Source organism: Bradyrhizobium sp. PSBB068, assembly GCA_016839165.1.
Lineage (GTDB): Bacteria > Pseudomonadota > Alphaproteobacteria > Rhizobiales > Xanthobacteraceae > Bradyrhizobium.
Window position 1 is genome coordinate 480,106 of the sequence record CP069300.1, and the last position, 23,051, is coordinate 503,156.

A 23,051-nucleotide genomic window follows, 5' to 3' on the forward strand; every position below is an offset into this window, starting at 1 on the left:
TGGGTGGCGCTGCGCTCCACCCAAACCTACGCCCTTTAGTCCTTGCGGAACACGATCGAGGCCATCCAGCCGGTCATCAGCGCCATGAAGGCGGTGACGAAGCCATAGACCAGGCCGTTCTGCCGCGCGGTGGTGGCGACGAACTGTTCGAAGCCGACCTTGACGATCTCGAAGGCGGTCTCGGTCTTGGTCACCACCGCGCCGTCGGAAAACAGCTTGATCTCGACATTGTAGGTGCCGATCGGCACCTCGGCCGGCAGCGGGATGCCGGTGCGGAACAAGGTCGGGGTCAGGAACGTCACTGCCGAGGTCGCCTCGCGGTACAGGCCGTGCTCGGATCGCAGCCGGACGAAGGCGCTGCGGAACGGATCGTTCGGCACCACGTCGGCAAAGTCCGGCCCGACCCGCTGCACCAGCGTAACGTTGTTGAGCCCGAGCTGCTGCCGCCGCTGCACCTCCGGTGCGGCGATCTGGTCGAACGGGCGATTGGAGAACAGCGCGAGATAGCCCGGCACCTGCAGGAATTGCCGCGAGTCGGTGTTGATCCAGATGCCGAATTTGCGCTCCTTGCGCCGTGTCACCATGTCGGCGCGCGGGCCCGACACGGTGACCACGAGATCGTAATTGCCGCGATTGGGCGGCGTCTTGTCGTCCTTCTCGACCGAGCCGAACAGCACGAGCTCGCCGCCGGAATAGTTCGGCGTCACCGTGACACGGTGGTTGGAGACCGACACGATCAGCCGCTCCGCACGAGCGGGCACGGCTGCGAGGCCGGCGGCGACGAGGCCCGCGATGGCCAGTGGTGCACACAGCCTCATGGCGGCGCTCCGCCGGTTTCGCGGATGCTGAACAGGTCCTGCGGCTGGATCACCAGCTCGACCGCAAAACGGATGCCGACCGCGAGCACCAGCAGGCCGAGCAGGAGGCGCAGGTGCTCGCCGCGGATCTTCTGGCCGGCGCGGGCGCCGAACTGCGCGCCGGTGACGCCGCCGATCATCAGGATCAGCGCCAGCACGGCGTCGACCAGATGGTTGGTCACCGCGTGCAGCATGGTGGCGAACACCATCGTCACGAGGGTCAGCACCATCGAGGTGCCGATCACGGTCGAGGTCGGCACCCGCAGCACATAGATCATCAGCGGCACCAGGATGAAGCCGCCGCCGATGCCCATGACCGCCCCGATGAAGCCGATCACGAGCCCGACCACGACGACCGGAATGACCGAGAGATAGATCTTGGAGCGCTTGAAGCGCAGCTTCAGCGGGAGGCCGTGGATCCAGCCATGGCTGCCCGGCTTGCGCAGCGCGACCGGGCGTCCGCCGCGGGCGCGCAGCATCGCGCGCAGGCCTTCCCAGAACATCAGCCCGCCGACCGTCGTCAGCAGGATGACGTAGGACAGCGCGATCATCAGGTCGAGCTGGCCGAGCGAGCGCAGGAAGGTGAAGGTCCACACCCCGAGCGCGGTGCCGAGTGTGCCTCCGACCAGCAGCACTGCCGCCAGCAACGGGTCGATCGCGCGCCTGCGCCAATAGGAGATCGCGCCGGAGAACGAGGAGGCTGCGATGTGGCTGGCGACCGAGGCCACCGCGACCGCGGGCGCGATGCCGACGAAGATCAGGAGCGGCGTCATCAGGAAGCCGCCGCCGATCCCGAACATGCCGGAGACGAATCCCACCGCCGCGCCCATCGCCAGGATGAGGAAGACATTGACCGGAATGTCGGCGATCGGGAGGTAGAGCTGCACGCGCGTCGCTTCTTGTCGGTTCGCCGCATGCTGGGGCGCAAGGCCGCATCACGGCGTGATGTCGTTCGGGTCGGGCATTCTCCGGCTGAACGAATCCGGTCGGCGCGCGAGGCGCAGGCGAACGCGGGTCGATTGCCGCGTTCTTGCATAACCGAATTCGGCGGGAGGAGGGACTAAAGATTCCGCTCCGGGTGGCATTTTTCGCCGCACGTTGCCGCTCGGTTGCGCACGTGGTTGATAATTCAGATTAATGACATCTGTATCGGCTCAGGGCTGATCGACCGGCGTCGTGATCAGGTTCAGCGCGAGCGCTTCCTTCGGGCTCAGCCAGCGGATATCCGAGGTCTGCGACATCGCCTCGACGATCCCGGAAGAGACGCCCATCTTGGTCATGTAGCCAAGCACCATGCCCTGGATGCGTTGGGCCTCGGCAAGCGGATCGCTGACCGGTGCGCTGGTCGTGAAGCGATGTACGCCGAGCCGCGAGCCGGCGATGCCGTAGCGGGTCGCGCCGCCGGCATAGACCAGGACGCAGGCACTGGCGCAGGCCGCGGGGCGCAGCTTGCCCGAGGCGTCTGCGGTGGCGACCGCGGTGACGAGCCCGTGTGTGCGGATGACCTCGCCCATGATCGCGGCCTGGTTCAGCGCGCCGCCCTGCGACGACAGCAGCACGGCATCGCCGGCGGCGAGACGCGCCTCGCTGAGGCGGTCGCGGAACCAGCTCGCACTGGCCGAGCCGATCTTGCCGCTGATCGCCAGCGCGCGCCGGCCGCGGCCCGACCCGTCGATGTCGACGTCTGATATCACCGCCGACGTCATGCTCGCCGCGATGTAGGTCTCGCGCCAAAAATCCCAGGCACCCGGCCGCGACAGGTCGCGATAGGCCTGAATGGCGACGCTCGACAACAGCAGCACGAAGATGACGACGGACCACAGCGAGAACCGGAAGGTGCGCGGCGGCGATGCCGCGTTGACCTGCGCGGGTGGAGGCGGCGAAGGCGGAGTGTTGGGACGCGCAGCAAATGGAGACGGCGTCTGACGCGGCGGCGCGACGCGGGGACCGGTCGGCGACGAACGATGGCCCGTTCCATCATCCTGACGATCGTCGACGGACAAGCCTGACCCTCCGGAACGCAGGCGCGATTGGCGCGCGACTACGCGCCTGTCTACACGGCAGGAGGGCGGAGGTACAGGACAGCGGCGCCGCAGCTAGCCTCGCTTTAATGAGCCGGTGCGGCCAGCGCCGCGGTCCGCTTCGACGGCTGCCTGACCGGCTTCGCCGCCGCAGGCTGCGCGGGGGCGCCGTCCCAGCCGCCGGCCGGGGCCGGCACGTTGACCGCATCGCTCGGCTGCGGTTCGGGAGTAAAGGTCTGGATCGCAAGCTTGGCGGCGGCCAGTGACTGCGGGTCGAGCCGCTTGGCAATATCGTCGCGCTTGTGGCCGGCGTCGGCGTCGCCCTGTGCGGCCGCGAGGCTGAACCATTTGAAGGACTCGGCGAGGTTCTGTTCGACCCCGATGCCGCGGGCATAGAGGATGCCGAGATTGACCTGGCTGTCGGCGACGCCGCGATCGGCCGCCTTGCGGAACCATTGCGCGGCGCTCTTGTAGTCGGCGCCCTTGCCGCCGCCATCGGCGTCGAGCACGGCGAGGTTATGCATCGCCTTGGCGTTGCCGCGCTCGGCGGCCTGCACATAGAAGCGCCGTGCGGTATCGAAGTCGCGCTTCACGCTGAGGCCCTTCTCGTAGAAGGTGCCGAGCCGGAACATCGCGGGCACCACACCGGCCTGTGCCGCGCGGCCATACCATTTGGCGGCCTCGTCGACGTTGGCGGTCACGCCCTTGCCCTCGGCAAAGCGGACGCCGACTTCATAGGCCGCGGCCGCATCGCCCTTGATCGCGGCCGTGCGCAGCGCCGGACCGCCGATCGCGTCGGGCAGCTTTTCGCCCGCCGGAATCTGGATCGTTGCGAGCTTGCCGCCGAGCGGTGGCGCGGTTGGAATGCTGCCGGTGACGTCGTTGGCGGCGGCCGCGGGCGTCGCCACGGCCGGGTCCGGCGCGGCGGCGGGTGCCGGCGCAGGGGCCTGAGGGATCGTCACCTGCGCGGCGTCGAGCGTGTTCGGCGCCGGCGTGTTGTTGGACTGGCGGCCGAGCGGGGTCGGCGAGGTCATCGATGGGCCCGGCGCGGCGGGCGCCGACGGCGCAGGGGTGACGGGAATGTCGGCGGGCGGCTGCACGGCGGGCGCCGCCGGCTCGCGCTGCTCGATCGCCGGCGCCTGTGGCGCGGAGCTGCTGTCGAGCAGGTTCATCGCCATCTTGGCAGTGGAGAGCAGGATCACGACCACGCTGGCACCGACCAGCAGCGAGCGGATCTTGGAGGTGATGGTCGACGGCTGGGCCTCCGCCGCGCCGGTCGCCGGTGCGTCGGCCTTGGCGCCGGATTTGGCGGCAGCCTTCGCCGCCTTGTCGGCCTTCTCCTTGGCCTTGGCGGCGGCCTTGCTCGCTGCGCGCGCCGCCTTCTCGTTGACGGGCTGTGCGGCGGCGGCCTGCGCGGCGCGGCGCGCGGCGGCGATGAAGCTCGAGGTCGAGACCGGCTCCTTCTTGCCCGCAGGAAGATCAGAGATCGCGCGCTCGGAATCCGCGATCCGCTCCGACGGCGACGACACCCGGCCCGACGGGCGCGTACCCGGCTCGAGCGGATGATCCGGCGGCAGTTCCGGTGCGATCACAGCGCGCGCGGACGCCGCGTGCGGCTCAAGGATCTCGCTGATCGCGCGCGGCGGCAGCGGCGGCGGCGGGCTCTCGACCGGCTGCGCGGCATGGAATTCGCGCGGCGCGGACATGAAGTGCTCCTGCGCCAGCGCAGGATTGGGTAGTTCGGGCCGGTACGAGTCCGGCCTGTACGATTCAGGTTGGGGATGTGCGACCGGCTGCGGCATCGCCGCGCGCGGCATCTCCATCCGCGGTGCGTCCATCCGCAGCTCGGCCGGCGCGGGGGCGGGCGGAGCCGGCGGCGGCGCGCTGCGCACCGTGCGCAGATCGTTCTCGATCATCGCCAGCCGGTCGACGACATGGCCGAGCGTGTTGTGAACCGTCTCCAGCGAATCCTGGGTGCGGCGATCGGTTTCCGACTGGCTGAAGCGGATGTCGGACAGCTCGCGCTTCACCAGATCGACGATGCCGCTGTCCATCATCGGCTGCGGCGCCGATGTGTTGACGGTGTTGCGGGTGGCGTCGGCGAGCGAGGCGAGATGGGCGTGCTGCGCCTCGAGGTGCCGCATGATGTCATGCAGCCCCTCCTCGACCCGGCCGAGATTGCCGGAGCGCTGGTCGGCCGATTCAAGGCGTTCGAGCAGATAGGAGACGCGCTGTTCGAGATGGGTGAAGGCCGACGAGCTGTCATTGCCGACCTGGAGACGGTCGATCCGCTCCGACAGCGAGCGCAGGGCGCCCTCGATCGCGTCGGTGTTGTCGTAGCCGGCCGGCCGCTCGCGGCCTTCCAGCGACGAGGCCAGCGCCGCGATGCGCTGCTCGATCCCGGCGAAAGCGTCGCCGTAGGAGTCGCCGCGCGACATCTGCGACAGCTGGTCGACCTTCGCCGCCAGCGCGTGCACGTCCCCGGAGAGCTGCAGCAGCGCGTCGTTGGAGGCGACATTGGAGACGATGGCGCGCAGCGCCGCGATCGCGCTCTCGAGCTGGTGCACCGTCGACGGATCGTCGTTGGCGCGCAGGATCATGTCGAGCTTGGCGCCGAGATTGCGGATCGCCTCGTCGTAGCCGGTGAGCTGCTCGGCGGGCGTCAGCGTGCGCAGCGCCTCGCGGATCTCCGACAGCGCGCGCTCGATGCCGGCAATCGCCTGGCCCTGGCCGTTGTTGCTGTCCTGACGGATCTCGTCGATCCGGTGGTGCAGCGAGCGGATCTCGTTCTCGATCGACTCGATCGCGCGGCGCGGCATCGCCTCGGTGATCGCCTGGCGGATTTCCGCGAGCTCGCCGCGGAACGACGCGATCGACTGCTCGATGTGGTCGGGCCGTTGCAGCGCCTCGATCTGGCTCGTGATCTTGAGCAGGTGACGCTCGAGCGAGGAGAAGTCCGGGCCGGCGGGCGCTGCCAGCGGCGGCGCGTAGGCGGCCATCGGCGGGGCCGGCTCCTGCATCGGCGGCGCGCTGCGCTGTGGCATCTGCCGCGTTGCCGGGCCATCGAGCTCGTTCTGGCGCGCGGCGATTTCCGCGATCGCGGAATCGAACGACGCCGGGCTTAGCGGCGGCGAGGGGCGGTAGACCTGGGCTGCTGCGCGCTCGACCGCTTCCGCCTGGCGCAGCCTTTCCTCCAGTTGCCGGTCCTGCATCTGCGGCTCCCGCTGCATCTGCGCTTCACGCATCGGCTGGGGCTGCGGCTCGCGCGCCGGCTGCGGCCGCGAGATTTGCGACAGCCGCGCATCGAGGCGCGAAATCGCGTCGTTCAGCTGTCGCGCCACCGCGGGCTGGCCGCGCGGCACCTCGGCGCGCACGGCTTCGCCGCGCGACAGCGGCTTTGCAATCTGCTCGATCTGGCGGGTGATCGCGTCGAGCCGCTGATGGATATCGGCGACGTCGCGGCTCTCCCGGCTCGGCATCGGCTGCCGTTGCTCCATGCGCCAATCCGGCGGGCTCGGTTCGCCGACGGTCGAATTGAGCCAGTCGTTCAGCGACATGCCGGCGCGGCGCGCAGCCGCTTCGGCCCTGTCGCGGACGGAGGGATCGATGCCGTCAACACTCCACGATACGCGCGAATTCATGATTCCGTCCGGTCCCGACTCCGGCGCCATACTCTGCGCCCGCAGCCTCCCCGCGCATTCCCGTTAAGAGACAATCGAATTCTGCGCTGGTCGTCTGCTTCAGCTGCTGACTTTTTCCCGTCACGGTAAATAACGGGTTAAGGAATGCAGCCGGCGGGCTTTAAAGTTAGGGATTCCGGGAACCTGTTGCGCCGGATCAGGACAGGCCTATCGTTTTCAGGCAAAGCGGATTCCGCTTGGCGTGACGAACACGGCAAGCCGTGACGAGTTTGCTTCTAGCCGTTGTTCTCGCGCTTGCCGTCGGCGAGCGGCGTGACGTTGCCGCGGCCGGACATCGCCGACAGCGCATCGAGCGCTTCCTCGCACCACTCCACCACGACGCGCTCGTGGCGCATCCCGAGCCGCAGACTGAGCATCTTGCCGACATCGGCCGCAGGCGCGGTGCCGTCGGGGAAGCGCTTGTTGAGCAGGCGCTCGTAGCGCTCATAGCGGTCGCGGTGATGTTCCAGCCGCGCCATCAGGTCGGTGCGCAGCGGCTCGATGTCGACGCAGTCGAGCGCATAGAGCCGGACCAGCAAATCGTCCTTGATCGAGGGCGGAACGCTCGGCCGCGCCGCCCAATGCTTCAGCGCTGCGCGGCCCTCGGCCGTCAGCGTGTAGACCAGCTTGTTGGGCTTGCCCGACTGCACCACCTCGCGGCCCTGGACATGGCCCTTGTCGCGCAGCCGGGAGAGCTCCCGGTAGATCTGCTGATGGTCGGCCTTCCAGAAGAAGCCGATCGAGGCGTCGAACGTCTTGGCGAGCTCGTAGCCCGTCATCGGACGTTCCGTGAGGCAGGCGAGGATTGCGTCACCGAGTGCCAACGCCCACCTCCATCTGAGTTCCCAAATCGACCATTCACAAGTTCGCTTGACTTTATGCGTTACTGTGCATATGCGTCAATATGCATATGATGATCGGCGTGCCGCCTTCTCGTGCGCAGCCGATGTTCAGGCTTCTACAACCCAGCCGCAGGAGACGTCCGAATGAGCAAGCCGGGCCTCGACAAGTGGTACGCCTACATGAAGTCCCACGACACCGCCGCTTTGTGGGATCTGCTGCATCCCGACGCGGTGTTCGAAAGCCCGGTCGTGCACACGCCGCAGCGCGGCCGCGACATCACCTTCAAATACCTGACCAGCGCCGCCAAGGTGCTCGGCGGCCCGACCTTCAAATATCTGGGCGAATGGAAGAGCGACAGCGGCGCGGTGCTCGAATTCGAGAACGAGATCGACGGCATCAAGCTCAACGGCGTCGACATCATCACCTTCGACGGTGACGGCCGGATCACGCATTTCAAGGTGATGGTGCGCCCGCTCAAGGCGATCAACCTGCTGCATCGCATGATGGGCGAGGAGTTGATGAATCAGAGCGGCGCAACGTCGCAATCACAGTCTCGCTAGCACCTGCCGCGGACCTCCGGAACCGGATAAGGTCCGTTCCAACAAACCCAAGGACAAGCTGCGCAGCATCGGCCGCACATGCGGCCACGAGCCAGCCGGGAGATCAGCATGCCGACCTACAAAGCCCCCGTCGAAGACGTCAGCTTCCTGCTCAACGACGTTTTCCAGATCGACCGCTACGGCAATCTTCCCGGCTTCACCGACGCGTCGGCCGACGTGCGCGAGGCGATCCTCGGCGAGGCCGCCAAGCTCAGCGAAGAGGTGCTGCAACCGCTCAACCGCACCGGCGATCTCGAAGGCTGCAAGCGCAATGACGACGGCAGCGTCACCACGCCGAAGGGCTTCAAGGACGCCTACAAGCAGGTCGCCGAGGGTGGCTGGCTCGGCCTCTCGGCGCCGACCGAATTCGGTGGCCAAGGCTTGCCGGTGACGCTGTCGCAGGCGGTCAACGAATTCCAGATCTCCGCCAACATGGCGTTCTCGATGTATGGCGGCCTGACCATGGGCGCGACCGCGGCGCTGCTGGTGCACGGCACGCCCGAGCAGAAGAAGACCTATGTGCCGAAGATGGTTGCGGGCGAGTGGACCGGCACCATGAACCTGACCGAGCCGCAATGCGGCACCGATCTCGGCCTGCTTCGCACCAAGGCCGTGCGTCAGCCGGACGGCAGCTTCAAGATCACGGGCACCAAGATCTTCATCTCCGCCGGCGAGCATGACCTTGCCGAGAACATCATCCATCTCGTGCTGGCGCGGATCGAAGGCGCGCCGGCCGGCATCAAGGGCGTCTCGCTGTTCGTCGTTCCCAAGGTGCTGGTCAACGCCGACGGCTCGCTCGGCCAGCGCAACGGCGTCACCTGCGGCTCGATCGAGCACAAGATGGGCATCCACGGCAATTCCACCTGTGTGATGAACTACGACAACGCCACCGGCTGGCTGATCGGCGAAGAGAACAAGGGCATGCAAGGCATGTTCGTGATGATGAACGAGGCCCGCCTCGGCGTCGCCGTGCAGGGCCTCGCGCAGTCCGAGGTCGCCTATCAGAACGCGGTCGCCTATGCCCGCGAGCGCCTGCAGGGCCGCTCGCTGACCGGCGTCAAGGAGGCCGACAAGCCCGCGGATCCGATCATCGTGCATCCCGACGTGCGCCGCACGCTGCTCACCATCCGCGCCTTCAACGAGGCGGCGCGCGCCATGGTGGTGTGGACCGCACTGAAGAGCGACGTCGCGCACCGTTCCAACGACCCGAAGGATCGTCAGGCCGCCGACGACCACATGGGCCTGATGACGCCGGTGCTGAAGGGTGTCCTGACCGACACCGGCTTTGCCAACACGGTCTCCGCGCAGCAGATGTTCGGCGGCCACGGCTATATCGCCGAGCACGGCATGGAGCAGTTCGTCCGCGATGCCCGCATCGCGATGATCTATGAGGGCGCCAACGGCATCCAGGCGCTCGACCTGGTCGGCCGCAAGCTGCCGCGCGACGGCGGCCGCGCCGTGATGGCGTTCTTCGGTGAGGTCGGCGCCTTTGCCAAGGAGCATGGTGGCGACGAGGCGATGAAGCCGTTCGTGACCCCGCTTTCGGCCGCTCTCGGCCATCTGCAGCAGGCCACCGGCTGGCTGATGCAGAACGCGCTGACCAAGCCCGACAATGCCGGCGCGGCCGCGACCGATTACATGAAATTGTTCGGCCTGGTCGCGCTCGGCTACATGTGGGCGAAGATGGCCAAGGTCGCGCAGGACAAGGCTGCGGCCGGCGCCACGCCTTACCTCAACACCAAGCTCGTCACCGGCCGCTTCTTCATGGAGCGGCTGCTGCCGGAGACCGCCGTGCATCTGGCCAGGATCCAGAGCGGCAGCGCCACCACGATGGAACTGGCCGCGGAAGCGTTCTGAATAATTGCCGCCGCAGTGCTGCGGCGGCGCTTCCTTCCGTATATATTATGATCCTCATATCAAGGAGGGCGTCATGCCTGAGGCATACATCTACGATCACGTTCGTACCCCGCGCGGCCGCGGCAAGGCCGATGGCGCGCTCCACGAGGTCACCGCGCTGGCGCTCGCCACGGTGCCGCTGAAGGCGCTCAAGGAGCGCAACAATCTGCCTGAGGATTCCGTCGACGACGTGGTGCTCGGCGTGGTCGATCCAGTCGGCGAGGCCGGGTCCGACATCGCCCGTTTCGCGGCGCTGAACGCCGGCCTCGGCGAGAAGGTGCCGGGCGTGCAGATCAGCCGCTTCTGCGCCTCCGGCCTCGATGCCGTGAACTTCGCCGCGGCCCAGATCATGGCCGGCCAGCATGAGCTCGTGATCGGCGGCGGCGCGGAATCGATGAGCCGCGTCGGCATCGGCGCGTCCGGCGGCGCCTGGCCGATGGATCCCTCGATGGCGGTGCCCGCCTATTTCATGCCGCAGGGCATCTCGGCCGATCTGATCGCGACCAAATACGGCTTCTCGCGCGACGACGTCGACGCCTATGCGGTGCAGAGCCAGCAGCGCGCGGCGAAGTCCTGGGACGAGGGCCGGTTCAACAAGTCGGTGGTGCCGGTCAAGGACATCAACGGCCTGACCATCCTTGCCAAGGACGAGCATATGCGCCCGACCACGACGATGCAGTCGCTGGCGCAGCTGCAACCGTCATTCGCGGCGATGGCCGCGATGGCCGGCTTCGACGCCGTGGCGATCCAGTCGCATCCGGAGGTCGAGAAGGTCAATTACGTGCATCACGCGGGCAACTCCTCCGGCATCGTCGACGGCGCCGGCGCCGTGCTGCTCGGCAGCAAGGAGGCAGGAGCGAAGCATGGCCTGAAGCCGCGGGCGAAGATCCGTGCCTTCGCCAATATCGGCTCGGAGCCCGCGATGATGCTGACCGGCCCCGTCGACGTCACCGAAAAGCTGTTCGAGCGCTCCGGCATGAAGAAGTCGGACATCGACCTGTTCGAGCTCAACGAGGCGTTCGCCTCGGTGGTGCTGCGCTACATCCAGGCCTTCGACATCGACAATGCCAAGATCAACGTCAACGGCGGCGCGATCGCGCTCGGCCATCCGCTCGGGGCGACCGGCGCGATGATCCTCGGCACCGTGCTCGACGAGCTCGAGCGCACCAACAAGGAGACGGCGCTGGTCACGCTGTGCATCGGCGGCGGCATGGGCACCGCCACCATCATCGAGCGCGTCTGAGGCGAGGGGAGCGAGCAACATGGCTTACAAGAATTTCAAGTTCGACGTCGACGCCGACGGCATTGCTCTCGTCACCTGGGACATCCCGGGCCGTTCGATGAACGTGTTCGACGAGGTCTCCACCCAGGAGATCGGCGAGATCATCAAGCAGACCACCAGCGATCCCGCGATCAAGGGCGTCGTGATCACCTCGGCGAAGGAGGCGTTCTGCGCCGGGGCCGACCTCTCCATGCTCGAGGGCATGAACCGCGCTTACGCACAGCTCTTCAAGGAGAAGGGCGAGGAAGCCGCGAACCAGATGCTGTTCGAGCAGAGCCGCCAGATGTCGCTGTCGTTCCGCGCGATCGAGACCTCGGGCAAGCCGTGGGTCGCCGCGATCAACGGGCTTGCGCTTGGCGGCGGCTTCGAGATCACGCTGGCCTGCCACTACCGCGTCGCGGCCGAAAACCCGAAGACCCGGCTCGGCCTGCCCGAGATGAAGGTCGGCCTGTTCCCCGGCGCCGGCGGTACCCAGCGCGTGCCGCGTCTCGTGCAGCCGGCTGATGCGATGCAACTGCTGCTCAAGGGCGAGGCCGTCAATCTCACCCGCGCGAAGGCGCTCAATCTGATTCACGCCGTGGTGCCCGCGGCCGATCTGATCAAGGCGGCGAAGGACTGGATCAAGGGTGGCGGCAAGGCCGTCGCGCCGTGGGACGAGAAGGGCTTCAAGCTGCCCGGCGGCCCCGTTTTCTCGAAGGCCGGCATGCAGATGTTCCCGGCCGGAAACGCGATCTATCGTCGCGAGACCTACGACAATTATCCGGCCGCGCGCGCCATCATGAGCTGCGTCTATGAGGGCCTGCAGCTGCCGATCGACGCTGCGCTGCGCGTCGAGTCGCGCTACTTCGCCAAAGTGCTGCGCTCGAAGGAAGCGGCGGCGATGATCCGCTCGCTGTTCCTGTCGATGCAGGAGCTGAACAAGGGCGCCCGCCGCCCGGCCGGCGTGCCGCCGACCAAGGTCAAGAAGCTTGCCGTGATCGGCGCCGGCTTCATGGGCGCCAGCGTCGGTTATGTCTCGGCGCAGGCCGGCATCGACGTCGTGCTGGTCGATCGCGACCAGGAGAGCGCCGACAAGGGCAAGGGCCACGCCAAGACCGTTGTCGACGGGCTGATCGCGAAGGGTCGGATGAAGCAGGAGGCGGCCGACGCCATCCTGGCGCGGATCTCGGCGACATCAGACTACAACGTGATCTCGGACTGCGACCTTGTCATCGAGGCGGTGTTCGAGGACCGCAAGGTCAAGGCCGACACCTATGCCAAGGCGCAGCCGCTGCTGAAGCCGGGTGCGATCTTCGCCTCCAACACCTCGACCTTGCCGATCAACTCGCTGGCCGAGGAGTTCAAGGACCAGGGCAAGTTCATCGGCATCCACTTCTTCTCGCCGGTCGAGAAGATGATGCTGGTCGAGATCATCCTCGGCAAGAACACCGGCGATGTCGCGCTGGCGACCGCGCTCGACTATGTCCGCGCGATTGGTAAGACGCCCATCGTGGTCAACGATAGCCGCGGCTTCTTCGCCAACCGCTGCGTGATGCGTTATATCTCCGAGGGCAACGAGATGCTGCTCGAAGGCGTGCCGCCGGCGATGATCGAGAACACCGCCAGGATGGCCGGCATGCCAGTTGGGCCGCTGTCGCTGCAGGACGAGGTCGCGCTCGATCTCGGCCTCAAGATCACCAAGGCGACCGAGGCCGATCTCGGTCCCAACGCGATCGACCAGGCGCAGAAGAAGCTGATCGTCGAGATGGTCGAGAAGCAGGGCCGCTTCGGCCGCAAGAACGGCAAGGGCTTCTACGACTATCCCGAGAAGGGCAAGGGTCAGAAGAGCCTGTGGCCGGGGCTCGCCGATCTGCAGCCGAAGCAGCTCGATCCGGATACGCTCAGCGTCGAGGAGTTGAAGCAGCGCTTCCTGGTGGTGCAGGCGGTGGAAGCCGCGCGCACCGTCGAGGATCACGTCATCACCGACGTGCGCGAGGCCGATGTCGGCTCGATCCTCGGCTTCGGCTTCGCGCCGTTCACTGGCGGGGCGCTGTCCTACATTGACTTCATGGGCACGAAGAACTTCGTCGCGCTCTGCCACGCCTTCGAGAAGAAATACGGCTCGCGCTTCACGCCGCCGAAGCTGCTCGAGGAGATGGCCGCCAAGGGCGAAACCTTCTACGGCCGCTTCCCGCCGAAGAAGCAGGCGGCGTAAGCGCCGTCTCTCTCCGGGACACATCGTACAGGATCAAGCCGGTCATCGATCCGACTTGATCCTGTTGTGCGACGGTCACGGCGGTCAAAGTCCCGCCACGCCTGCTCCCAACTGGCACCACGCTGCTGGCATCACTCTTGCTGGTTGATCGCCAGAGACGATCAGGCTCGGGTGTCGTGCAAATGGGTGTTGTGCTCAAGCATGGGGTCACTGAAACCGCGGGCAAGCGTTCGTGGCCGGCGCCGCGACGATGGAATCCGCTGCGACTGCGCGGCAAGGGCCCGTCATGGACAGGCCTTGCACTACTGGTTCTGGCCGTTGATCTTGTGCTCGCGGCCGCGGCGTGGAACGCCGTCGATTTCTTCCGCCATTGAGCCGTCATTGTCCGGCAACAGCAAGGCGCCGGCGAGATAGGCGATCTGGCTGAATGCGAGGCAGGCGACCAGGATCGGGGCGCCGGTGGCAAATGCATAGCCGTCGGACTGGAGCACGATTGCCGCGAGCACCGCGATCAGCGGCGACACCAGCATCAATGTCCAAACCCGAAAGTACAAACTGGTTGCCAGCCCGACGAGCGTGCTGGTCAATAAAAGCGTGGAGACGATCGTCACATTTTCAGACCAGTTGGAGCCGAGGGCGCGCCGCAGGTCATAGTCGGTCAGTTGGATCGCACGAACAAGGACGGCAACGCCCTCAGCCGGAAGTACGCCGACTTAGTCTTAACCGGTAGAATGCGGATTAAATTTGATTTGATCCACGGCGCGCCGAAAGTTTGCACCGCTCATTTCTCCCTGAAGGCGCGGTGCACCTGGTCCGCCAGCGGCTTCATCAGATACGACAGCACCGTGCGCTCGCTGGTCGGGATGAACACCTCGAGCGGCATGCCCGGCAGCAGATGCGCGGTCGCGAGCTTGTTCAGCTCCGGCGCTGGAATCGCAATGCGGACAAGGAAGTAGGTCGGGGTCGTCTTGTCGTCCCGCGACACATCGGCGCCGATCCGGCTGACCTCGCCCTCGATCTCCGGCGTGGTGCGCTGGTTGAAATTGGTGAAGCGCAGCACCGCGGATGCGCCGAGCTTGACCTGATCGATATCCTGCGGTGCAACATGAGTTTCCACGATCAGATTGTCCTGGTCGGGCACGATGGTCATGATCGTTTCGCCGGCCGCGATGACGCCGCCCTGGGTGTGGATGGTGAGATCGTGCACGACGCCGGCCTGCGGCGCGCGGATCTCGAGCTTCTCGGTCTGGTCCTTCGCGGTGACCTGCTTCTCGATCGCGTCGGCATATTTGGCCCTGATGTCGGCGAGCTCCTTGGCGACGCCGGAGCGGAAATCCTGATCGACCTGCAGGATCTTCAGCTCGGTCTCCGAGATCTTGCCCTTGGCCTGCGCGATCGATGCGGTGAGCTGGCCGCGCTCGCCGAGCAGCCGCGCCGAATCGCGCTGCAGCGCGCTTAGACGAGACAGCGAGACTAGGCGCTGTTCCCAGAGCTGCTGCACGCCGGTCAGCTCGTTGGCGATCAAATCGGCTTCCTGCTTCTTGGCGCTCAACTGGTCCTGCATGCCGCCGATCTGCTCCTTGAGCTGCGCGATCTGCTCCTTCAACTGCTGCTTCTGCCCGTCATTGGCGTCCTTGCGCAGCTGGAAGAACCGACGCTCGCCCGAGACGACGGCCTGCGCCGCGGGGTCGCTGAGCGATGCCACGCTGTCGGGAAATACGATCTCGGCGTCACCGTCGCGTTCGGCCTGTAGCCGCGCGCGGCGCGCCTCGAGCTCCCACAGGCTCTTGGTCACGGCGGTGAGGTTGGCTTGTGCCACCGTCTCGTCCATCAGGATCAGCAAATCGTCCTTGGCGACGCGGGCGCCGTCCTCGACCAGCAGCTTCTTGGCGACACCGCCGGAGGGGTGCTGCACCTTCTTGACGCTGGATTCGACCACCAGCGATCCCTGCGAGATGATCGCGCCCGACATCCTGGTGGCCGCGCCCATGATGCCGATGCTGGCGACGAGGAACGCCGCGGCCATCGCGACCGCCAGGATGTGGTGATGGACCGATTGCCGGGCGCTAGGCATTTTGCCGGGGCTCCGCGTCCTTCTTGCGCTTGCGGCGCGCCGGTGCCGGCTGCGCAGCCTTCGGCACCAGCAGCGGCAGCACTGCAGCCGTGGTGCCGAACGCCTGCATGCGTCCTTCGTTCAGCACCAGCATGTGATCGACCGCCTGCAGCACCGCGGGCCGATGCGCGATCACGACCACGATGCCGCCGCGAGCACGGACGCGCGCGATAGCATGGATCAGCGCGCGCTCGCCCTCGGAGTCCAGATTCGAGTTCGGCTCGTCGAGCACCACCAGGAACGGATCGCCATAGAGCGCGCGGGCCAGCGCAATGCGCTGCCGCTGGCCGCCCGACAGCATCAGGCCGCCGTCGCCGACCTCGGTCTCATAACCGTCAGGCAGCCGGAGGATCAGCTCGTGTACGCCGGCCTCGCGCGCGGCGGCCAGCAACCTGCCGGCGTCCGGGCTAGCTGCGAAGCGGGAGATGTTCTCGGCGACGGTCCCGCGGAACAATGCGACGTCCTGCGGCAGGTAGCCGATCGACGGGCCCAGCGCGAGCGGATCCCATTGCGCCAGCGTCGCGCCGTCGATCCGGATCACTCCACGCACCGGTGCGCCGATGCCGACCAGCGCGCGCGCCAGGGTCGACTTGCCGGAGCCGCTGGGGCCGACCACCGCGACCGCATTGCCGGCGCGCAGTGCAAAGCTCACCTCGTGCAGCACCACGGCATCGGAGGCCGGTGCGGTCAGGCTGATCGAGGTGACACGGACCTCGTTCTTCGGCGCGGGCAAAGGCGTGAACGCCGACCGCGACGGCACCGCCGCCAGGGCTTCGGCAAGCTGGCCGACGCTGGCGCGGACCGCGATGAAGCTGCGCCAATTGGCGATCGCAAGCTCGATCGGCGCCAGCGCGCGGATCGAGAGAATGGTTGCGGCCAGCATCACGCCGGCGGTGGCCTGCTGATTGATAACGAGCCAGGCGCCGAGTGCCAGCACGCCGGATTGCAGGATCATGCGCAGGAAGCGCGAGGCGCTGCCGAACGTGCCGGTCAAATCGGAGGTCACGCGCTGCATGTTGAGATAGGCCTGCGTGCGGTCCGACCACAGCTCGGCCATCCGCTGCTGCATGCCGAGCGCGTGCACCACGGGCGCGTGGTAGAATGCGGTCTCCGCCATCTGCCGCCGCGACGAGGCGAGCGCGACCAGCGCGCGCGTCGGCGCGCGCGTGAACAGCTCGGCGGCGACCGTGATCAGTGCCAGCGCGATCGCGCCGCCGGCGACTGCGAGCCCCATCAGCGGATGAAACAGCGTGCAGACGATGATGTAGAGCGGGGTCCATGGCAGGTCGAAGATCGCGACCAGGCCGCTGCCGGCGATGAAGCCTCGAATGCTGTCGAGGTCGCGCATGATCTGCAGGCCGTCGCCGTTCGGCCGGCTCAGCGAAGCATGCTGCACGCTGTCGAACACGGCGCCGCGAATGCTCTCGTCGAAGATTTCGGCGATGCGCGCCAACAGCCGGCTGCGCAGCACATCGACGCCGGCCTGCACGACGAGCAGCACCAGCGCGATCACGAGCAGGCCGACCAGGGTTGGGATGCTGCGGCTCGGCAGCACGCGGTCATAGGTCTGCAGCATGAACACCGGGCCGACCAGCATCAACAGATTGACGAGGCCGCTCGCCATCGCCACGGCAACCAGCGCGCCGCGCACGGCCGTGATCGCATCCCGGATTTCAACCGGCAGTGAGGAGAAGCGTTTGCCCTGACCGATCATCGCGCCCCGCGGATGTTCAAGCCTGTGATGCCCAATGGACATGGAGAGGGAGTTGCGGAAGCGCGGCGATCGCGCGCATCCGCCGATTTGCGGCAATCTCAGAGGATGTGTGTGCCGTGCGCATCAAGGATGCCGTGACCATGTGTGAGCGGCGAGAGCAGGTCATGCCCGATCGTGCCGAGATCGACCGGTGTGGAGGCCGGCGCGCTCGCGGCGTGTCCGGCGGCGCTGCTGTCGCCGAGCAGACTGAGGTTGAGACTGCCGAGCAGATTGCCGGCCAACCCGTCGGCGCCGACGCCGCCGAGACTCGGAATGTTGAGACTCGGAATGTTGAGCTCGTGCGTGCCGGTGAGAGCGCCGAGGTCGAGCAGATGCGGGCCGATCGTGACGCCGGCCAAATGGCCGCTGCCGGAGCCAATGAGGCCGCCAAGCAAGCCGCCGAGCGGTCCGTTGCCTGCGGTGTCGCCGCCGAGATTGAGCAGGCCGCCATCGAGCAAGCCGTGCGTCAGCTGGCTGACCAGTCCGGTGACCGGGCTCAGCAGACCGCTGACATCGGAGACTGCCGTATCAACCAGCCCCGAGACGGCATGAATCACGCCGCTGATATCGGCGCCGAGATGCGCGACCGTCTCGCCGAGATTGCCGGCAAGGATTTGTCCCGGCACGACCAGAATGTCGGCGACCAGATTGGCATGGCCGCCATTGCTGGTCCCGATGGTGCTGATGTTGCCGAGATCGATCGCCTGTCCGAGATTGGTGAGGCCATGAAGCATGTCGGGCAGTGCGGTCGCCTGGGACAGGACACCGGCTGAGGAATGGACGCCGCCTTGAACCGCGGTCGTGGCGGTGTCGAGCACCGGTTGCAGCGCTCCGCCCGATGCTGCGAGCGCTGTCGAATCCGGCTCGACGGGCAATGCGGCGTTCAACACAATGCCGATCACCGGCAGCTCGCTCGTGTTCAGCAAGCTCCCGACCAGGGGCAGGTCGGAACCGGCCGCGGCTGCGGCGCCGTCGCCGAGCAGGGACGTCGCGCCGTCCAGCGCATTTGCCGCCGGTACCGGATCGATCAGGCTGTGGGCCGGCGGGCCGGCAGCCGTATCGGCCGTGCCGTCGTCAGGCAGCACAGATGTCACCGGGAGTGGCAGGTCGGAGAGTCCGTCGCTGGAATTTGCCAGCAGCGCCGTCGAGCCCGCCAGGACCTCGACCATCCGGTCGGCGGCGTTGCTGGATAGAGAGCTACTCATGCGCATCTCCCGCTGGATGAGGCAGCAATCCGGCTACGTCCGATCGGGCAAATGGTTGCCGAATCCCGGCTGCGGTATTCGCGGGATAGCGAAGGCGCGCTTACGTGGAAGCGGACAAACTGCTGAAAATTGCAGATTTGGGGCTGACCCGATCGGGCGGCCCAAACAAAAGGGCCGGATGCTATCCGGCCCTTTCACGTCCGATGAAGCAGCTTCGAGAGCTCAGGCCGCTTTCAGCAGGCCTTCCTTCTTCAGCGCTTCCTGCACCTTCGGGCGCGCCGCGACGCGGGCCTTGTAGGCCGTCACGTTCGGCAGGCCGGAGAGATCGAAGCCGAGCCGGTCTTGCGCCCACATGATCATGGTGAAGAGGTAGCCGTCGGCGACCGTGAACTGGCTGCCCATCAGATATTCGCGGCCGGCGAGCTGGCTGTCGACATATTTGAACTTGCCCATGGCGCGGTCCTTGAAAAACGCCTTGGCGTCGTCGGCGAGCACCGGCGAGAACATCGGGCCGAGATTCTTGTGCAGCTCGGTCGTGATGTAGTTCAGCCATTCGAGCAGCTTGTAGCGTTCGTTGGAATCCCGGGCGGGCGCCAGCTTCTTGTCGGCGACCTTGTCGGCGATCATCTGGATGATGATCGGGCCTTCGGTGACCATCTCGCCGGTATCCAGCGCCAGCGCCGGCACCTGGCCCTTGGGGTTCACTTGCAGGAAATCGTCGCCGTTTTCGAGCTTCTTGGCCCGAAGATCGACCTTGACCAGGTCATAGGGCAGGCCGGCTTCAAGCAGGGCGATGTGGGGGGAGAGGGAGCAGGCACCGGGGGAGTAATAAAGCTTCATGGGGGTATTCCTTCCCTTGTTCTTGGCGTCCGGAGAGGGATTGCCTACATGCGCCTGCATGAATTAGTCAAGATTGATGCAGATGCATTCAGTGCGGTACACTGGGTTCCGGGAACTTAGGGCCAGACGATGAAACGCAAGCTATCGAGCGAGGCGACGGCCGCCTGGATCCGCCTGATGCGGGTGCCGAGCCGGGTGCTGGACTGCGTCGAGCAGGATCTGAAGAAGGCCGGCTTTCCGCCGCTCGCCTGGTATGACGCCCTGCTCGAGCTGTCGCGCGCGCCGTCCGGCGAGCTGCGCCCGGTCGAGCTCGAGCGGCAGATGCTGATCCCGCAATATTCGACCTCGCGGCTGATCGACAAGCTGGTCGACGAGGGGCTCGCCGCCCGGCGCGAATGCAAGATCGACAAGCGCGGCCAGTTCGTCGAGATCACCGAGGCCGGGCGCGAGCTGCAGAAGAAGATGTGGAACGCCTATTCGGCGGCGATCGACAAGCATGTCGGCTCGAAATTGTCCGACGCCGACGCCGAACGGCTGTGCGGTCTGCTCGACCGTCTCGGCTGCTCCTGCGGCGAGACCGATGCAAAGAGCGATACCAAGGCCGCACCCGCGCGAGACGGCGTGCCCGCCCGATGATAGTCCTGATCCCATCATCCGCGGCCGGCATGGCCCGCGGATGTCCCTGCCACCGCGCGCCTTCGATCGAAGCGCCCTTGAGTTGGATTTTTTATGGCGCGTGACCAGATCGACATGACGCCGCTGCAGTCGCGCGACGAACTCGTGGCGTGGATTGAAGCCGGCGTGAAGCCCGAGTCCGAATTCCGGATCGGCACCGAGCACGAGAAGACCCCGTTCACGCTCGAGGGCCACCAGCCCGTGCCCTATGAGGGCGTCAAGGGTATCGGCGCGTTGCTCGAGGGCATGAAGCTCCTGCTCGGCTGGGAGCCGATCGTGGAGCGCGGCAACATCATCGGGCTTTATGACGTCACCGGCGGCGGCGCGATTTCGCTCGAGCCGGGCGGGCAGTTCGAATTGTCGGGCGCGCCGGTCGAGACCGTGCACCAGACGCAGTCGGAGTTGATGGCACATCTGGCGCAGGTGCGGGAGGTCGCAACCCCGCTCGGCATCGGCTTCCTCGGCCTCGGCATGACGCCGTCCTGGTCGCGCGCGCAGATCCCGGTGATGCCGAAGGGCCGCTACAAGATCATGCGCAACTACATGCCGAAGGTCGGCCAATACGGCCTCGACATGATGTTCCGGACCTGCACGGTGCAGACCAATCTCGACTTCTCCTCCGAAGCCGACATGGTGAAGAAGCTGCGGGTGTCGCTGGCGTTGCAGCCGATCGCGACCGCTCTGTTCGCCAATTCGCCGTTCACCGAAGGCAAACCGAACGGCTTCCTGTCGTTCCGCTCCGAAATCTGGCGCGACACCGACAATGCGCGCTCGGGCATGATTCCGTTCGCGTTCGAGGACGGCATGGGGTTCGAGCGCTATGTCGATTACGCGCTCGACGTGCCGATGTATTTCGTCAAGCGCGGCGAGGAATATATCGACGTCTCCGGCTCGTCGTTCCGCGATTTCTTCGCCGGCAACAACAAGATTCTCCCCGGCGAGCGGCCGACGCTGTCGGACTGGGCCAACCACCTCTCGACGATCTTCCCCGAGGTGCGGCTGAAGCGTTATCTCGAAATGCGCGGCGCCGACGGCGTGCCGTGGGGCCGGCTGCCGGCGCTGCCGGCGTTCTGGGTCGGGCTGCTCTACGATAATGACAGCCTCGATGCCGCCTGGGATATCGTCCGGCACTGGACCGCGGCGGAGCGGCAGGCGCTGCGCGATGACGTGCCGCGCTTCGGCTTCAAGGCACGGATCAAGGACCGCTATCTGTTCGAGATCGCCAAGGAGTGCCTGGTCCTGTCGCATGCCGGATTGCGCCGGCGCGGCCGGATCGACCATCTCGGACGCGACGAGAGCCGCTTCCTCGAACCGCTTGAGCGCATCATCGAGACCGGCCGCTCGCCGGCCGAGGAGATGCTGGAGAAGTTCAACGGGCCCTGGAAGGGCTCCGTGGAACCGGCCTATCAGGAATACGCCTTCTAATCCCGGCCCGCGCCCCGAACGCGTGCGGACGGCGGTGTTGTCGCACCCGCCGCTGCCGCGCCGTTCATCAGCCGTACAGGTTCATGGCGTTCAAATGACGCCCCGCGGGATGCGCGGGGCTGTACGAATTTGAAAGCAATGTCATGGGGATAGGCCGCCTCTTTAGGGCGTGTGTGGTGATGTTCGCGGTCTTGTCGGCCGTTGCCGTCACGCGCCCGGCATTGGCGCAAACCAATTTCGACCGTCCCGGCGGAGACTATCTGAACGCGCCGGTGACGTCGGGTGACCCCGCCGATTGCGCGCTGACCTGCGAGCGCGACCGCCGCTGTCGCGCCTGGAGCTTCAACTATCCGACCGATTCCAACAACGGCGCGGTGTGCTGGCTGAAGAACAGCGTGCCGCCGCGGGTGCAGGACGTTTGCTGCGTCTCCGGGGTGCGCGGCGCCGGCGTGGTCGAACCGCGCAACGGCGCCATCGAAACCTCGATCGACCGCCTCGGCGGCGACTACAAGAATTTCGAACTGAAGAGCAGCGACGGCGACGAGGCCTGCCAGGCCGCCTGCACCGCTGACAACAAGTGCCGCGCCTGGACCTACGCCCGGCCCGGCTATGCCGGCCGCGACGCGCACTGCTTCCTCAAGAAGGAGATCAAGCCGCCGCGCCGCAAGGCGGGGTTCACGTCGGGCGTGGTGCGGTAACGGCCGCACACAAAGCGTCGTCCCTGCGAACCTGTTCGCAGGAACGACAGGCTACTCCGCCGCGATCACCGTGATCTCCGGCCACAGCGTCTTCCATCGCGCTGCCTTCTTGGCGTAATTCGCCGCGGAAAAATTCGCGGTCCGGTTCGGCCGCACGATCATGTCGGCGACATCGTCGAAACCGCTCGGCGCATAAACGTCGTAACCGCTCGCACTACGCCGGATGCCGACCTGCACGTTCGCGCTGAGGAAGCGATCGATGCCGTCGGTCGAACGTGACAGCGCAGGGTAGGGCACGCCGTGCTTGCCGGGATACCAGAGATGGACGCGGGCCTGGTTGCGCACCTCGATCGCGGCGCCGAGATGGCCGAGTCGCGCCGTGAGGTCGCGGATGACGGCGTCCTCGGCCTCCCATGACGTGTCGGAATCGAAATAGAAGACGTCGTAGTCGCTGATACCATGATCGAGCGGCCGCGTTGTCAGCACGTTCCACACGCTCTGCACCAGGCAGCCGGCCACCAGCCAGGCATCAGGCAGACCGAGGCGGTCAAGCTCGCCTGTGATCGCTGGATTGACTGGGTTGCGCAGTGCCGCGGCGAGGAATTCGTCTTGCGTCACGACGTTGCCGTCGCATCGTAATCCCGAACCGCCTTCTTCGAGGCCAGCGTGCGCCAGTGCCGGCGCAGCAGCGGCTCGACGGTCGCACGTTTGGCTTTCGACAGGCGGATCAGCACGGTCGGATAATCGCGATAGTGATCGGTGAAATAGAAGAGCCTGGGCTGGCTCTCGACCAGCATGTCGCGCTCATCCGGCGGCACGCCCGGCATCACCAGGCTGTCGCCGTCCTCCTTGAGCCGCACCAGCATCTTCTTGCGCACCTTCAGCGCCGGTGTTCCGTAGGACGTGCCGTCCTCGACCTCCGGCCACGCCAGCACCAGGGTCCTGACGTCGTCGAAGGTCACGTTGACCT

At 66.5% G+C, this 23,051-nt stretch carries 19 protein-coding genes; 7 read left to right on the forward strand and 12 right to left on the reverse strand.

The window, feature by feature from the left end; genetic code table 11:
• Positions 1-35: 35 nt before the first annotated feature.
• The 5 genes from JQ507_02220 to JQ507_02240 form a co-directional block, all read right to left on the reverse strand.
• Complete coding sequence (locus JQ507_02220; protein QRI70380.1) at positions 36-818, reverse strand: TIGR02186 family protein; 783 nt, start codon at positions 816-818, stop codon at positions 36-38.
• Positions 815-1,744: a sulfite exporter TauE/SafE family protein gene (locus JQ507_02225; GenBank protein QRI70381.1), complete on the reverse strand. Its 930-nt coding sequence runs from the start codon at positions 1,742-1,744 to the stop codon at positions 815-817. The genes JQ507_02220 and JQ507_02225 overlap by 4 nt, the downstream gene beginning before the upstream one ends.
• 267 nt (positions 1,745-2,011) lie before the next feature.
• On the reverse strand, positions 2,012-2,860 hold the full coding sequence (locus JQ507_02230; GenBank protein QRI70382.1) for a hypothetical protein: 849 nt from the start codon (positions 2,858-2,860) through the stop codon (positions 2,012-2,014).
• Between the two features lie 104 nt (positions 2,861-2,964).
• Entirely contained in the window at positions 2,965-6,519 is a 3,555-nt protein-coding gene (locus JQ507_02235) for an SEL1-like repeat protein (GenBank protein QRI70383.1), read from the reverse strand.
• Between the two features lie 275 nt (positions 6,520-6,794).
• A complete protein-coding gene (locus JQ507_02240) occupies positions 6,795-7,382 on the reverse strand; it encodes a PadR family transcriptional regulator (protein ID QRI70384.1) in 588 nt (195 codons plus the stop codon).
• A gap of 162 nt (positions 7,383-7,544) precedes the next feature.
• On the opposite strand from JQ507_02240, the gene JQ507_02245 reads away from it, so the two are divergent.
• The 4 genes from JQ507_02245 to JQ507_02260 all read left to right on the forward strand — a co-directional run bounded on the left by JQ507_02245 (position 7,545) and on the right by JQ507_02260 (position 13,372).
• A complete protein-coding gene (locus tag JQ507_02245) occupies positions 7,545-7,961 on the forward strand; it encodes a nuclear transport factor 2 family protein (protein QRI70385.1) in 417 nt (138 codons plus the stop codon).
• Between the two features lie 108 nt (positions 7,962-8,069).
• The gene (locus tag JQ507_02250; GenBank protein ID QRI70386.1) at positions 8,070-9,857 is read left to right on the forward strand and encodes an acyl-CoA dehydrogenase C-terminal domain-containing protein; all 1,788 of its coding nucleotides are present in this window, start codon (positions 8,070-8,072) and stop codon (positions 9,855-9,857) included.
• Positions 9,858-9,930: 73 nt separating this feature from the next.
• Positions 9,931-11,139: an acetyl-CoA C-acetyltransferase gene (locus JQ507_02255; protein QRI70387.1), complete on the forward strand. Its 1,209-nt coding sequence runs from the start codon at positions 9,931-9,933 to the stop codon at positions 11,137-11,139.
• Between the two features lie 19 nt (positions 11,140-11,158).
• A complete protein-coding gene (locus tag JQ507_02260) occupies positions 11,159-13,372 on the forward strand; it encodes an enoyl-CoA hydratase/isomerase family protein (GenBank protein ID QRI70388.1) in 2,214 nt (737 codons plus the stop codon).
• A gap of 302 nt (positions 13,373-13,674) precedes the next feature.
• Here the strand turns inward: JQ507_02260 and JQ507_02265 are convergent, their stop codons facing one another.
• The 5 genes from JQ507_02265 to gstA all read right to left on the reverse strand — a co-directional run bounded on the left by JQ507_02265 (position 13,675) and on the right by gstA (position 19,283).
• Positions 13,675-13,902 carry a hypothetical protein gene (locus JQ507_02265; GenBank protein QRI70389.1) on the reverse strand — a complete coding sequence of 76 codons (228 nt, stop codon included), beginning with the start codon at positions 13,900-13,902 and terminating at the stop codon, positions 13,675-13,677.
• Between the two features lie 251 nt (positions 13,903-14,153).
• Positions 14,154-15,446 (reverse strand): HlyD family type I secretion periplasmic adaptor subunit, encoded by a 1,293-nt coding sequence (locus tag JQ507_02270; protein QRI70390.1) that lies wholly within the window; start codon positions 15,444-15,446, stop codon positions 14,154-14,156.
• The gene (locus tag JQ507_02275; GenBank protein QRI70391.1) at positions 15,439-17,199 is read right to left on the reverse strand and encodes a type I secretion system permease/ATPase; all 1,761 of its coding nucleotides are present in this window, start codon (positions 17,197-17,199) and stop codon (positions 15,439-15,441) included. The genes JQ507_02270 and JQ507_02275 overlap by 8 nt, the downstream gene beginning before the upstream one ends.
• Before the next feature lie 98 nt (positions 17,200-17,297).
• Positions 17,298-18,443 carry a hypothetical protein gene (locus JQ507_02280; protein ID QRI70392.1) on the reverse strand — a complete coding sequence of 382 codons (1,146 nt, stop codon included), beginning with the start codon at positions 18,441-18,443 and terminating at the stop codon, positions 17,298-17,300.
• A 222-nt stretch (positions 18,444-18,665) separates the two neighbouring features.
• The gene (gene gstA / locus JQ507_02285) at positions 18,666-19,283 is read right to left on the reverse strand and encodes a glutathione transferase GstA (GenBank protein ID QRI70393.1); all 618 of its coding nucleotides are present in this window, start codon (positions 19,281-19,283) and stop codon (positions 18,666-18,668) included.
• A 129-nt stretch (positions 19,284-19,412) separates the two neighbouring features.
• On the opposite strand from gstA, the gene JQ507_02290 reads away from it, so the two are divergent.
• From JQ507_02290 to JQ507_02300, 3 genes are all read left to right on the forward strand, one after another.
• Positions 19,413-19,919, forward strand: a complete 507-nt coding sequence (locus JQ507_02290) for a winged helix-turn-helix transcriptional regulator (protein QRI70394.1) — start codon at positions 19,413-19,415, stop codon at positions 19,917-19,919.
• 93 nt (positions 19,920-20,012) lie between these two features.
• Positions 20,013-21,383, forward strand: a complete 1,371-nt coding sequence (locus JQ507_02295) for a glutamate--cysteine ligase (protein ID QRI70395.1) — start codon at positions 20,013-20,015, stop codon at positions 21,381-21,383.
• A 179-nt stretch (positions 21,384-21,562) separates the two neighbouring features.
• The gene (locus JQ507_02300; protein QRI70396.1) at positions 21,563-22,081 is read left to right on the forward strand and encodes a PAN domain-containing protein; all 519 of its coding nucleotides are present in this window, start codon (positions 21,563-21,565) and stop codon (positions 22,079-22,081) included.
• Positions 22,082-22,132: 51 nt separating this feature from the next.
• Here JQ507_02300 and JQ507_02305 read toward each other — a convergent pair whose 3' ends face one another.
• Both JQ507_02305 and JQ507_02310 read right to left on the reverse strand, forming a co-directional pair.
• The gene (locus JQ507_02305; protein QRI70397.1) at positions 22,133-22,699 is read right to left on the reverse strand and encodes a nucleotidyltransferase family protein; all 567 of its coding nucleotides are present in this window, start codon (positions 22,697-22,699) and stop codon (positions 22,133-22,135) included.
• Positions 22,696-23,043, reverse strand: a complete 348-nt coding sequence (locus tag JQ507_02310; protein ID QRI70398.1) for an MmcQ/YjbR family DNA-binding protein — start codon at positions 23,041-23,043, stop codon at positions 22,696-22,698. The genes JQ507_02305 and JQ507_02310 overlap by 4 nt, the downstream gene beginning before the upstream one ends.
• Positions 23,044-23,051: the final 8 nt, after the last annotated feature.

Excerpts from the sequence above, each read along its gene's own strand:
- JQ507_02220 (QRI70380.1), bottom strand. The coding sequence starts at position 818 with ATGAGGCTGTGTGCACCACTGGCCATCGCGGGCCTCGTCGCCGCCGGC.
- JQ507_02235 (QRI70383.1), bottom strand. The coding sequence starts at position 6,519 with ATGAATTCGCGCGTATCGTGGAGTGTTGACGGCATCGATCCCTCCGTC.
- JQ507_02245 (QRI70385.1), top strand. The coding sequence starts at position 7,545 with ATGAGCAAGCCGGGCCTCGACAAGTGGTACGCCTACATGAAGTCCCAC.
- JQ507_02250 (QRI70386.1), top strand. The coding sequence starts at position 8,070 with ATGCCGACCTACAAAGCCCCCGTCGAAGACGTCAGCTTCCTGCTCAAC.
- JQ507_02255 (QRI70387.1), top strand. The coding sequence starts at position 9,931 with ATGCCTGAGGCATACATCTACGATCACGTTCGTACCCCGCGCGGCCGC.
- JQ507_02260 (QRI70388.1), top strand. The coding sequence starts at position 11,159 with ATGGCTTACAAGAATTTCAAGTTCGACGTCGACGCCGACGGCATTGCT.
- JQ507_02265 (QRI70389.1), bottom strand. The coding sequence starts at position 13,902 with ATGCTGGTGTCGCCGCTGATCGCGGTGCTCGCGGCAATCGTGCTCCAG.
- JQ507_02270 (QRI70390.1), bottom strand. The coding sequence starts at position 15,446 with ATGCCTAGCGCCCGGCAATCGGTCCATCACCACATCCTGGCGGTCGCG.
- JQ507_02275 (QRI70391.1), bottom strand. The coding sequence starts at position 17,199 with ATGATCGGTCAGGGCAAACGCTTCTCCTCACTGCCGGTTGAAATCCGG.
- JQ507_02280 (QRI70392.1), bottom strand. The coding sequence starts at position 18,443 with ATGAGTAGCTCTCTATCCAGCAACGCCGCCGACCGGATGGTCGAGGTC.
- gstA (QRI70393.1), bottom strand. The coding sequence starts at position 19,283 with ATGAAGCTTTATTACTCCCCCGGTGCCTGCTCCCTCTCCCCCCACATC.
- JQ507_02290 (QRI70394.1), top strand. The coding sequence starts at position 19,413 with ATGAAACGCAAGCTATCGAGCGAGGCGACGGCCGCCTGGATCCGCCTG.
- JQ507_02295 (QRI70395.1), top strand. The coding sequence starts at position 20,013 with ATGGCGCGTGACCAGATCGACATGACGCCGCTGCAGTCGCGCGACGAA.
- JQ507_02300 (QRI70396.1), top strand. The coding sequence starts at position 21,563 with ATGTTCGCGGTCTTGTCGGCCGTTGCCGTCACGCGCCCGGCATTGGCG.